Annotated in this window: 8 protein-coding genes and 1 pseudogene; all 9 read right to left on the bottom strand. The window is 45.1% G+C overall.

Annotation, left to right across the window (positions count from 1 at the left end):
• Positions 1 to 11: 11 nt before the first annotated feature.
• Positions 12 to 4214, bottom strand: coding sequence for a DNA-directed RNA polymerase subunit beta' (gene rpoC, locus MSG36_RS19410; RefSeq protein WP_017060527.1), 4203 nt, complete (start codon positions 4212 to 4214; stop codon positions 12 to 14).
• A gap of 91 nt (positions 4215 to 4305) precedes the next feature.
• Positions 4306 to 8334 carry a DNA-directed RNA polymerase subunit beta gene (gene rpoB / locus MSG36_RS19415; protein WP_017060526.1) on the bottom strand — a complete coding sequence of 1343 codons (4029 nt, stop codon included), beginning with the start codon at positions 8332 to 8334 and terminating at the stop codon, positions 4306 to 4308.
• 235 nt (positions 8335 to 8569) lie between these two features.
• The gene (gene rplL / locus MSG36_RS19420; protein WP_017631516.1) at positions 8570 to 8938 is read right to left on the bottom strand and encodes a 50S ribosomal protein L7/L12; all 369 of its coding nucleotides are present in this window, start codon (positions 8936 to 8938) and stop codon (positions 8570 to 8572) included.
• A gap of 57 nt (positions 8939 to 8995) precedes the next feature.
• Positions 8996 to 9490, bottom strand: coding sequence for a 50S ribosomal protein L10 (gene rplJ, locus MSG36_RS19425; RefSeq protein ID WP_010435550.1), 495 nt, complete (start codon positions 9488 to 9490; stop codon positions 8996 to 8998).
• A 250-nt stretch (positions 9491 to 9740) separates the two neighbouring features.
• Complete coding sequence (rplA, locus tag MSG36_RS19430) at positions 9741 to 10445, bottom strand: 50S ribosomal protein L1 (RefSeq protein WP_017060523.1); 705 nt, start codon at positions 10443 to 10445, stop codon at positions 9741 to 9743.
• Positions 10446 to 10449: 4 nt separating this feature from the next.
• Positions 10450 to 10878: a 50S ribosomal protein L11 gene (rplK, locus tag MSG36_RS19435; protein ID WP_010435555.1), complete on the bottom strand. Its 429-nt coding sequence runs from the start codon at positions 10876 to 10878 to the stop codon at positions 10450 to 10452.
• A gap of 213 nt (positions 10879 to 11091) precedes the next feature.
• On the bottom strand, positions 11092 to 11640 hold the full coding sequence (nusG, locus tag MSG36_RS19440) for a transcription termination/antitermination protein NusG (RefSeq protein WP_010435556.1): 549 nt from the start codon (positions 11638 to 11640) through the stop codon (positions 11092 to 11094).
• 13 nt (positions 11641 to 11653) lie between these two features.
• Positions 11654 to 12031: a preprotein translocase subunit SecE gene (gene secE, locus MSG36_RS19445; protein ID WP_010435558.1), complete on the bottom strand. Its 378-nt coding sequence runs from the start codon at positions 12029 to 12031 to the stop codon at positions 11654 to 11656.
• Positions 12032 to 12254: 223 nt separating this feature from the next.
• Positions 12255 to 12545: pseudogene (tuf, locus tag MSG36_RS19450) on the bottom strand (elongation factor Tu); the annotation flags it as partial.

Genomic DNA, 12545 nt, shown 5'->3' on the forward strand with positions numbered 1-12545 from the left:
ACTCGTAGAGCTTACTCTTCTGAAGAGAAACCAGCGTTTAGAAGTGCTGCTAGATTGTCAGTAGCTTGTTCAGCTGAAGGACCTTCTTGCTCTTCTTCACGTTGTTTTTGACGCTCTTGGTGGTATGCGAAACCAGTACCAGCTGGGATCAGACGACCAACAATTACGTTCTCTTTCAGACCGCGAAGGTCATCACGCTTACCAGAAACCGCAGCTTCTGTTAGTACGCGAGTCGTTTCTTGGAACGATGCAGCTGAGATGAATGACTCAGTTGCAAGAGATGCTTTAGTAATACCTAGTAGATCACGTTCGAAACGTACTAGTTCTTTACCTTCAGCTTCTAGCTTACGGTTAGCAATCTTAACATTGTGGTACTCAACTTGTTCGCCAGGTAGGAACGGAGAGTCACCAGAATGAGTGATTGTACACTTACGTAGCATTTGACGAACGATAGTCTCGATGTGCTTATCGTTAATCTTTACGCCTTGTAAGCGGTAAACTTCTTGAACTTCGTTCGCGATGTACTGAGTTACTGCGTGGATACCACGTAGACGCAGGATATCGTGTGGAGTTTCAGGACCGTCGGCGATTACATCACCACGTTCAATCTTCTCACCTTCGAACACGTTCAATTGACGATGCTTAGGAATCATCTCTTCGTAAGCGTCACCGCCTTCACGAGTGATTACTAGACGACGCTTACCTTTCGTTTCTTTACCGAAAGACACAGTACCTGTGTGCTCAGCAAGGATCGCAGGCTCTTTAGGCTTACGAGCTTCGAATAGGTCAGCTACGCGTGGTAGACCACCGGTGATATCTTTGTTTCCGCTCGATTTTTGAGGGATACGAGATAGTGTGTCACCGATGCCAACTTCAGCGCCATCTTCGATGTTTACAATCGCTTTGCCAGGTAGGAAGTAGTGAGCTGGCATATCAGTACCAGGGATCATTACGTCGTTACCTTGCTCATCAACAAGTTTGATAGCTGGACGCATATCTTTACCTGCTGCTGGGCGAGCTGCTGCGTCTGTAACTTCACTTGAAGAAAGACCCGTTAGATCGTCAGTTTGACGAGAAACTGTAATACCATCGATCATATCTACGAATTGGATACGACCTGCCACTTCAGTGATGATTGGCATGGTATGCGCTTCCCAGTTAGCTACAACTTCACCAGCAGTAACTGCTGCGTTGTCGCCTTTGGTTAGCATCGAACCGTAAGGAAGTTTGTGCTTCTCTTTAGTACGGCCGAATTCATCAATAATCGTCATCTCAGATGCACGAGAAGTGATAACCAGTTTCTTATCTTTGTTAACTACGAACTTAGCATTGTGAAGTTTCACAGTACCAGTTGTCTTAGCTTGGATGCTGTTCTCTGCTGCTGCAGTAGATGCCGCACCACCGATGTGGAACGTACGCATCGTTAGCTGTGTACCCGGTTCACCGATAGATTGTGCAGCGATAACACCAACTGCTTCACCTTGGTTCACTAGGTGACCACGTGCTAGGTCACGACCGTAACACTGTGCACAACAACCGAAGTCTGCATCACAGGTAACAACAGAGCGCACTTTCATGCTATCTACTGAGTTGTCTTCCATGATTTGACACCACTTCTCATCAATCAGAGTATTACGTGGAATCAGTACATCTTCAGTACCAGGCTTAAGAACGTCTTCAGCTACTACACGACCTAGAGCAAGCTCAGAAAGTGCAACTTTAACGTCACCACCTTCGATGTGAGGCATCATGTCGATACCTTCATGCGTGCCACAGTCATGTTCGTGTACTACAACGTCTTGAGCAACGTCTACTAGACGACGAGTTAGGTAACCCGAGTTTGCTGTTTTCAGTGCTGTATCCGCAAGACCCTTACGAGCACCGTGCGTTGAGATAAAGTACTGAAGGACGTTTAGACCTTCTTTAAAGTTCGCGGTGATCGGCGTTTCGATGATTGAACCATCTGGACGCGCCATCAGACCACGCATACCTGCTAGCTGACGAATCTGAGCTGCAGAACCACGTGCGCCCGAGTCGGCCATCATGTAGATGCTGTTAAACGATTCTTGCTGTTCTTCTTCGCCGTCACGGTTGATAACTGTTTCAGAAGATAGGTTATCCATCATTGCTTTCGCAACGCGGTCATTCGTAGATGCCCAGATATCGATAACTTTGTTGTAACGCTCACCCGCAGTAACAAGACCAGATTGGAATTGCTCTTGGATTTCGCGAACTTCTTCTTCAGCAGATTCAATTTCATCGTATTTCGCTTGAGGTACAACCATATCGTCGATACCTACAGAAACACCAGAAAGTGCAGCGTATGCAAAACCTGCGTACATGATTTGGTCAGCAAATACTACTGTATCTTTTAGACCAAGCTTACGGTAACACTCGTTAAGAAGAGTAGAGATCTGCTTCTTACCTAACTTTTGGTTAACGATGCTGTACGGTAGGCCAGCTGGAACGATTTGCCATAGCATTGCACGGCCGACAGTTGTATCAACCATCTTCGTTTCAGTAGTGCTGTTACCATCTTCGTCTACTACAGTCTCGGTGATACGTACTTTAACGCGAGCGTGTAGCTCAGCAGTCTTAGTACGGTATGCCTTTTCAGCCTCAGCAGGGCCAGCAAGGTACATACCTTCACCTTTCACGTTGATCTTGTCACGTGTCATGTAGTAAAGACCCAATACAACGTCCTGAGAAGGTACGATGATCGGATCACCTGACGCTGGCGACAGAATGTTATTCGTCGACATCATCAGTGTACGTGCTTCAAGCTGTGCTTCTAGAGTTAGAGGCACGTGTACCGCCATTTGGTCACCATCGAAGTCGGCGTTGTATGCCGCACACACTAGTGGGTGAAGCTGAATCGCTTTACCTTCGATTAGTACTGGTTCAAACGCTTGGATACCTAGACGGTGAAGTGTAGGTGCACGGTTAAGTAGTACTGGGTGTTCGCGGATTACTTCGTCTAGGATATCCCAAACGATAGCTTCTTCGCGCTCTACCATCTTCTTAGCAGCTTTGATTGTCGTAGCCATGCCACGAGTTTCTAGCTTGCTGTAGATGAACGGCTTAAATAGCTCAAGTGCCATCTTCTTAGGAAGACCACACTGATGTAGACGAAGGTATGGACCTACTGTGATTACAGAACGGCCAGAGTAGTCTACACGTTTACCTAGAAGGTTCTGACGGAAACGACCTTGTTTACCCTTGATCATATCAGCAAGAGATTTCAGAGGACGCTTGTTAGAACCAGTGATAGCACGACCACGACGACCGTTATCTAGAAGTGCATCAACAGACTCTTGCAGCATACGCTTTTCGTTACGTACGATGATGTCCGGAGCAGCTAGCTCTAGAAGACGCTTCAAACGGTTGTTACGGTTGATCACACGACGGTAAAGGTCGTTCAGATCTGAAGTCGCAAAACGACCGCCATCTAGTGGTACTAGAGGTCGTAGATCTGGCGGCAGAACCGGAAGTACAGTCAGAATCATCCATTGCGGATCGTTACCCGATGCAATGAACGCTTCAACTAGCTTCAGGCGCTTAGTAACTTTTTTACGCTTAGTTTCTGAGTTAGTAGTTTCTAACTCTTCGCGCATTTCTTCCACTTCTTGATGAAGGTCCATTGTTGCAAGCAGATCTTTGATCGCTTCAGCACCCATCTTAGCAGTGAATTCGTCACCCCACTCTTCTAGACGATCCAGATACTCTTCTTCAGTAAGCATCTGAGATTTTTCTAGATCAGTCATACCTGGTTCAGTTACTACGTACATCTCGAAGTAAAGAACACGTTCGATATCACGTAGAGGGATATCCATTAGTAGACCGATACGAGACGGCAGTGATTTTAGGAACCAGATGTGAGCAACTGGTGAAGCTAGCTCGATGTGGCCCATGCGGTCACGACGAACTTTAGTTTGTGTAACTTCAACGCCACACTTCTCACAGATAACACCACGGTGCTTCAGGCGCTTGTATTTGCCACAAAGACATTCGTAGTCTTTAACTGGACCAAAAATACGTGCACAGAACAGACCATCACGTTCAGGTTTGAACGTACGATAGTTAATTGTTTCCGGCTTTTTAACTTCACCAAAAGACCATGAACGGATCATGTCTGGTGAAGATAGACCGATTTTGATTGCATCAAATTCTTCGGTCTTATGCTGTGCTTTTAGAAAGTTTAATAAGTCTTTCACATTCAGCTCCTGTAAGGAGTTAAAGGAGCTCACTGCTGTAGCAAGCTCCCTTTTACCAAATAATCCTATCTTCTTTTAAAAAGAGGAGGGATTACTCTTCGTCTTCTAGCTCGATGTTGATACCTAGCGAGCGAATCTCTTTCAACAGTACGTTGAACGACTCAGGCATACCAGGTTCCATGCTATGGTTACCGTCTACGATGTTCTTATACATCTTAGTACGGCCGTTAACGTCATCGGACTTAACGGTTAGCATTTCTTGTAGAGTATATGCAGCACCGTATGCTTCTAGTGCCCATACTTCCATCTCACCGAAACGCTGACCACCGAACTGAGCTTTACCACCAAGTGGTTGCTGAGTTACTAGGCTGTAAGAACCAGTTGAACGAGCATGCATCTTGTCATCAACCAAGTGGTTCAGTTTCAGCATGTACATGTAACCAACAGTTACAGGACGCTCAAACGAATCACCAGTACGACCATCAAACAGTTTAAGCTGACCAGATTCTGGCAGATCACCCAGTTTAAGTAGTTCTTTGATTAGAGACTCAGAAGCACCGTCGAACACAGGAGTAGCAATCGGTAGACCGCCACGTAGGTTCTTGATCAGTGTACGAACTTGATCATCAGACAGTTCAGCAATATCAACTTTCTGACGAGTATCACCAAGATCGTAAACCTTCTGTAGGAACTCACGGAACTTATGCAGTTCTTGTTGTTCCTTAACCATTTGGTTGATCTTGTCACCGATACCTTTCGCAGCCAAACCTAAGTGAACTTCTAGGATCTGACCGATGTTCATACGCGATGGTACACCCAGCGGGTTAAGTACGATGTCTACAGGCTGACCTTTCTCATCGTATGGCATGTCTTCAACAGGGTTAATCTTAGAGATTACACCTTTGTTACCGTGACGACCGGCCATCTTATCACCAGGCTGGATACGACGTTTAACCGCTAGGTAAACTTTAACAATCTTAAGAACGCCAGGCGCTAGATCATCACCTTGAGTGATTTTACGACGCTTAGTTTCAAACTTCTTATCGAAGTCTGCTTTTAGCTCATCCCACTGCTCAGCAAGTTGCTCAAGCTGTGTTTGTAGCGCATCGTCTTCTAGAACTTGCTCTAGCCATTGCTTACGACCGATAGTATCAAGCTTAGCTTCAGAGTAACCACCAGACAGAAGTACAGCTTTAACACGGTTAAGAAGGCCACCCTCAAGAATTTGGAACTCTTCAGTTAGGTCTTTCTTAGCTTCTTTAAGCTGCATCTGTTCGATTTCAAGTGCACGCTTGTCTTTCTCTACGCCATCGCGAGTGAAGACTTGTACATCGATGATAGTACCCGAAACAGAGTTTGGTACACGTAGAGAAGTATCTTTAACATCAGATGCTTTCTCACCGAAGATAGCACGTAGTAGCTTCTCTTCAGGAGTCAGTTGAGTTTCACCTTTAGGGGTTACTTTACCAACTAGGATGTCGCCACCCTTAACTTCAGCACCAATGTAAACGATACCTGACTCGTCTAGTTTAGACAGAGCAGACTCACCTACGTTTGGAATATCAGCTGTGATCTCTTCAGAACCCAGCTTAGTATCACGAGCCACACAAGATAGTTCTTGAATGTGGATTGTCGTGAAACGGTCTTCTTGAACTACGCGCTCAGATACTAAGATCGAGTCTTCGAAGTTGTAACCGTTCCAAGGCATGAATGCGATACGCATGTTTTGGCCAAGAGCTAGTTCACCAAGGTCTGTTGAAGGACCATCAGCAAGAACATCGCCGCGTGCAACTGGTTCACCAGGAAGTACAGTTGGACGTTGGTTAATACATGTGTTTTGGTTCGAACGCGTGTACTTAGTTAGGTTGTAAATATCGATACCAGCTTCGCCAGGTACCAATTCATCTTCGTTAACCTTAACTACGATACGAGAAGCGTCTACAGACTGAACTTGACCACCACGTTTAGCAACCGCTGTAACACCAGAGTCAACTGCGATGTTACGTTCGATACCAGTACCGACTAGAGGCTTATCAGCCTTAAGTGTTGGTACAGCTTGACGTTGCATGTTGGCACCCATCAATGCACGGTTCGCATCATCGTGTTCTAGGAACGGGATAAGCGAAGCAGCGATAGATACTACTTGGTTTGTCGCAACGTCCATGTAGTCAACGTGATCGCGTGGGTGAAGACCAGATTCACCTTTTTGACGAGCTGTGATTAGCTCATCTGCAAACGTACCTTCTTCAGTAAGAATGGTGTTTGCTTGCGCGATTACGAATTGACCTTCCTGGATTGCAGACAGGTAATCAACTTCTTCTGTTACTACACCATCTACTACACGACGGTAAGGAGTTTCTAGGAAACCGTAATCGTTACAACGTGCAAACGCAGATAGCGAGTTAATTAGACCGATGTTTGGACCTTCAGGCGTTTCGATCGGACATAGACGACCGTAGTGAGTTACGTGAACGTCACGTACTTCGAAGCCTGCGCGCTCACGAGTAAGACCACCAGGACCTAAAGCAGAGATACGACGTTTGTGCGTAACTTCTGACAATGGGTTGTTTTGGTCCATGAACTGTGAAAGCTGTGAAGAGCCAAAAAATTCTTTAACTGCAGCAGAGATCGGCTTAGCGTTGATAAGATCTTGAGGCATGATTGCATCAAGGTCACCAAGGCTTAGGCGCTCTTTAACGGCGCGTTCTACACGAACTAGACCAACACGGAATTGGTTTTCTGCCATTTCACCTACAGAACGGATACGACGGTTGCCAAGGTGGTCGATATCGTCCACTTCACCAATACCGTTACGGATACCAATCAGTTTCTTCATCACTTCGATGATGTCTGATTCATCCAGAGTACCGCGCTCTTCTTCTTCTTCACGCTCGATAGAGCTGTTGAACTTCATACGGCCTACAGTTGATAGGTCGTAACGTTCTTCAGAGAAGAATAGGCTTTCGAATAGAGACTCTGCAGCTTCTTTCGTTGGTGGCTCGCCAGGACGCATCATGCGGTAGATTTCTACCAATGCAGAGATGCGATCTACTGTGCTATCTGCACGTAGAGTGTCTGACATGAATGGACCGTGATCTAGGTCATTCGTGAACAGAGTTTGTAGAGCCTTGTGACCTGCTTGAGACAGGTTAGCAAGTGCTTCTAGGCTAATCTCTTGGTTCGCGCCAACGATGATCTCGCCAGTTGCTTCATTGATGTAATCTTTAGATGCAACTTTACCAACGATGTACTCTACTGGTACTTCGATGTGCTCAACGCCATCTTTTTCAAGTTGACGGATATGACGAGCAGTAACACGACGACCAGTCTCAACGTAAGTTTTGCCGTTTGCTTCGATGTCGAATGACGCAGTTTCACCACGTAGACGATCAGGAACCAACTCCATAAGAAGAGTTTGGTCTTTAACTTCGAAGTTCACTTTGTCGAAGAACAGATCTAGGATCTCTTCAGTCGATTTACCAAGTGCACGAAGAATAATCGATGCTGGTAGCTTACGACGACGGTCGATTCGTACGAATAAGTTATCCTTAGGATCGAACTCAAAGTCTAACCATGAGCCACGGTAAGGAATTACACGTGCGTTATAAAGAACTTTACCTGATGAGTGGGTCTTACCCTTATCACTGTCGAAGAACACGCCTGGGCTTCGGTGCAGCTGGGATACGATAACCCTCTCGGTACCATTAATTACGAAAGTACCATTGTCTGTCATAAGCGGAATTTCGCCCATGTAGACTTCTTGTTCTTTAATGTCTTTTACAGTACCTGCTGGTGCATCTCGATCAAAGATAACTAGACGTAGTTTTACGCGTAGTGGCTTTGAGTAAGTAACACCGCGGATTTGACATTCTTTAACGTCAAAAACTGGCTCACCAAGACGGTAGCTAACGTATTGCAGCTCAGAATTGCCGTTGTAGCTCTGAATTGGAAATACAGAACGGAAAGCAGCTTCAAGACCGTATTGACCTTCTGGATCCTGTTCGATGAATTTGTCGAAAGAATCAAGCTGGATCGATAACAGGTATGGAATGTCCAAAACTTGTGGACGAGTACCAAAATCCTTACGGATGCGCTTTTTCTCGGTATAAGAGTAAACCATGGGGTTCCTCAGCTCGCTGATAAGTGACCCAAACCACCCAAAACACTCTTCAAGAGGGGGCGGTGACAAACAGCTGTTTACTGTAGTGAACAATCATTTCGAAAAAATGACTGTTTTTTTGCTCGGATTATGACGGTTAAACAGCGGAAAATTCGTCATAGCCCTACAGCGCAAAAAGGCCGGTGGTTAATAAACCACCAGCCATTAGCCTTGCGGCTAAGAAATTAAGTAATAATTACTTGATTTCAACAGAAGCGCCAGCTTCTTCTAGCTGTGCTTTAAGAGCTTCAGCTTCAGCTTTGTCAACGCCTTCTTTAAGCGCTGCAGGAGCTGAGTCTACAAGACCTTTAGCTTCTTTAAGACCTAGGCCAGTTGCGCCACGTACAGCTTTGATAACTTGTACTTTGTTAGCGCCAGCAGCAGTTAGGATAACGTCGAATTCAGTTTGCTCAGCAGCAGCGTCGCCGCCAGCTGCGCCGCCAGCTACAACAGCAGCAGCTGCAGTAACGCCGAATTTCTCTTCCATAGCTTCGATAAGCTCAACAACTTGCATTACAGACATTTCTGCAACTGCGTCTAGGATTTGCTCGTTAGTAATAGACATAACAATTCTCTTTTAAGTCAACAATAAGTTTAAATAGCAACCAGTGAAAAGCAAGGCTTATGCCGCAGCTTCTTCTTTTTGGTCGCGAACAGCAGCGATAGTACGAACCAGCTTGCCAGCAGAAGCTTCTTTCATGCACATCATTAGGCGTGCGATAGCTTCGTCGTAAGTTGGTAGTGTCGCTAGTACTTCAGCATCAGTAACTGCGCCTTCAAATGCAGCAGCTTTGATCTCGAAATCTTTATTCTCTTTAGCGAAGTCTTTGAAAAGACGCGCTGCAGCACCTGGGTGCTCATTAGAGAATGCGATCAGAGTTGGACCAGTGAAAGTGTCTACTAGACACTCGTAGTCTGTACCCTGAACCGCACGGCGTGCTAGTGTGTTACGAACAACTTTCATGTAAACACCCGCTTCGCGAGCTTGTTTACGTAGAGAAGTCATTGCGCCAACTTCAACGCCACGAGAATCAGCTACAACTGCAGAAAGTGCACCACTGGCAGCTTCGTTGACTTCAGCAACAATTGCTTTTTTGTCTTGAAGATTTAAAGCCATTTGGATTAACCTCTGGTTGTGATTACAGCACTCAATACAAAATGTAATGAGCGTTTACGATGTTATTTAAAAATGAATAAATTCATTTTAAACCACAACATCGCCTACGTAGGTTTTATTAAGCTATCAATAATCTAATGAAAATCGACAGCGCCTACGGTCTTGGGATAGATGATTTCAAATTGCTTTAAAACCACCCAACCACAAATATTAGGCGCAGAAGTATACACTAAATCTGCGCCTAAGCAAATTAGTTTGCTTGAGTGTCAAGACTAGCTTGATCAACAGCAACACCAGCACCCATCGTAGTAGAGATGCTTACTTTCTTCAGGTAAGAACCCTTAGCTGAAGAAGGCTTAGCTTTCTTAAGAGCAACTAGAAGAGCTTCTAGGTTCTCTTGAAGCTGGCTAGCTTCGAAAGATGCTTTACCGATAGTAGTGTGGATGATGCCGTTCTTGTCGTTACGGTAACGAACCTGACCAGCTTTAGCGTTCTTAACCGCTTCAGCAACGTTAGGAGTTACAGTACCAACTTTAGGGTTTGGCATAAGGCCGCGTGGACCTAGGATTGTACCTAGTTGACCAACAACACGCATTGCATCTGGAGAAGCAACAACTACGTCGAAGTTCATTTCGCCTTTTTTCACTTGCTCAGCAAGATCTTCCATACCAACGATATCTGCGCCAGCAGCTTTAGCAGCTTCTGCGTTTGCACCTTGAGTGAAAACAGCAACGCGGATGTCACGGCCAGTACCGTGAGGTAGCACTGTTGCGCCACGAACGTTTTGGTCAGATTTACGAGCATCGATGCCTAGGTTAACAGCAACATCTACAGACTCAACGAATTTAGCAGTCGCTAGTTCTTTAAGAAGAGCAACAGCTTCGCTGATTTCGTATTCTTTAGTTGAGTCAACTTTGTCGCGGATTACGCGCATACGCTTAGTAAGTTTAGCCATGATCTTATCCCTCTACCACTAGGCCCATTGAACGAGCAGTACCAGCAATAGAACGTTTCATTGCTTCGATGTCAGCACCAGTCATATCAGCAGCTTTAGTTTCTGCGATTTCCTGAACTTGAGCGTCAGTAACAGTACCAACTTTCTCAGTGTTTGGACGACCTGAACCAGACTTAACGCCAGCAGCTTTCTTAAGAAGAACAGCAGCAGGTGGAGTCTTAGTTACGAACGTGAAAGAACGGTCGTTGTAAACAGTAATAACTACTGGAGTAGGTAGACCTTTCTCAACAGATTCTGTTTTTGCGTTGAACGCTTTACAGAATTCCATGATGTTCACGCCGTGTTGACCTAGAGCAGGACCAACCGGTGGACTTGGGTTTGCCATACCAGCTGCAACTTGCAGTTTGATATAAGCTTCAACTTTCTTAGCCATGATATTTCCTAATATTTTGGGTACATGCGCTAGCCGCAAGGCGAGCTCCCCATAAATTCAATTAACTCTTTTTTACTTCCACAGAAGTAAAAAGGCGCGAAATTATAATCATAATTCGCGCCTTTAACAACCCTAAAAAGGTGATTTTTTATACTCTTTTATTTTGAACAACTTATGAAGTATTTATCCACAGCTTGTTCAAAACTTAGAGTTTTAGTCCAGTTTTTCAACCTGACCAAATTCAAGCTCAACCGGTGTTGCACGACCAAAGATCGATACAGATACCTTAATGCGGCTTTTCTCGTAATCTACTTCTTCAACAGTACCGTTGAAGTCAGCAAATGGACCATCGTTCACACGAACCACTTCACCCGCTTCGAACATTGTCTTAGGACGTGGAGACTCGCTCGCTTTCTCTAGACGGTTCAAGATAGCATCAGCTTCTTTATCAGTGATTGGTGCAGGACGATCAGAGGTACCACCAATGAAGCCCATAACACGCGGAATGCTGCGTACTAAGTGCCATGATTCATCATTCATGATCATTTGAACTAATACGTAGCCAGGGAAGAATTTACGTTCACTTTTACGGCGTTGGCCTGCACGCATTTCCACTACTTCTTCAGTAGGTACTAGCACATCGCCAAATAGTTCTTCCATGTTGTGCATTTTAATATGCTCGCGTAGCGACTGTGCAACACGACCTTCAAAGCCAGAAAAGGCTTGAACTACATACCAACGTTTTTTTGGAGCTTCACTCATGAATCAGAACCCTCTACACCCCAGTTGCTAGAGAAACTAGACGGACCATAATGCCGTCAATTCCCCAAAGCACTAGAGACATAACAATACATACAGCTAAAACGATCAATGTAGTTTGCATAGTTTCTTGGCGAGTAGGCCAAACAACTTTACGAATCTCCATACGAGATTCTTTTGCAAAATCGATCGCAGCTTTACCTTTAGTTGTTGTTGCTGCAACGCCTAGTGCGGCAGCAATCAGCACAACTACACCTGCAGCGCGAATTACAACAGACAATTCACCATACAGGTAATTACCCACAACAGCAGCAGCCAACAGAACAAAAGCGACAATCCACTTCATTGTATCTGCTGCACCTGAGCTATCAGGAGTTTCAGCGTTTGCTTTCATAAAACCAACCTGTGATAAGTCTTAAATATAGACGACAATAACCCCGCTGTTGCAGGGCACATTCCTTTGCGTTGCAAAACAACACATCTAACAGTCATTTTAGTCAAAAAGACCGTTTAATTCTTTGCTAAGAGCAAAAATCGATGTCAAAACATCCAACTCTTTTTTTAGCGCAGAAAAAGGGCATCAAATGATGCCCTTTTTACTAGTGGTTCGTCAAATCTTATGCAAAGATTTTAGCTACAACACCAGCACCAACTGTACGGCCACCTTCGCGGATTGCGAAACGTAGACCTTCGTCCATTGCGATTGGAGCGATTAGCTCAACAGTCATTTGAACGTTGTCACCTGGCATTACCATTTCTACGCCTTCAGGTAGAGTGATATCGCCTGTTACGTCAGTTGTACGGAAGTAGAACTGTGGACGGTAACCTTTAAAGAAAGGAGTGTGACGGCCGCCTTCGTCTTTAGAAAGTACGTATACTTCAGACTCAAACTTAGTGTGTGGGTTGAT

Source organism: Vibrio sp. 1CM8B (genome assembly GCF_023161685.1).
Taxonomy (GTDB): domain Bacteria; phylum Pseudomonadota; class Gammaproteobacteria; order Enterobacterales; family Vibrionaceae; genus Vibrio; species Vibrio coralliirubri.

What these genes read in the sequence shown, in the direction of transcription:
- nusG (WP_010435556.1), bottom strand. Translation starts at nt 11,640, where the DNA reads ATGAGTGAAGCTCCAAAAAAACGTTGGTATGTAGTTCAAGCCTTTTCT.
- rpoB (WP_017060526.1), bottom strand. Translation starts at nt 8,334, where the DNA reads ATGGTTTACTCTTATACCGAGAAAAAGCGCATCCGTAAGGATTTTGGT.
- secE (WP_010435558.1), bottom strand. Translation starts at nt 12,031, where the DNA reads ATGAAAGCAAACGCTGAAACTCCTGATAGCTCAGGTGCAGCAGATACA.
- rplA (WP_017060523.1), bottom strand. Translation starts at nt 10,445, where the DNA reads ATGGCTAAACTTACTAAGCGTATGCGCGTAATCCGCGACAAAGTTGAC.
- rplK (WP_010435555.1), bottom strand. Translation starts at nt 10,878, where the DNA reads ATGGCTAAGAAAGTTGAAGCTTATATCAAACTGCAAGTTGCAGCTGGT.
- rplL (WP_017631516.1), bottom strand. Translation starts at nt 8,938, where the DNA reads ATGTCTATTACTAACGAGCAAATCCTAGACGCAGTTGCAGAAATGTCT.
- rplJ (WP_010435550.1), bottom strand. Translation starts at nt 9,490, where the DNA reads ATGGCTTTAAATCTTCAAGACAAAAAAGCAATTGTTGCTGAAGTCAAC.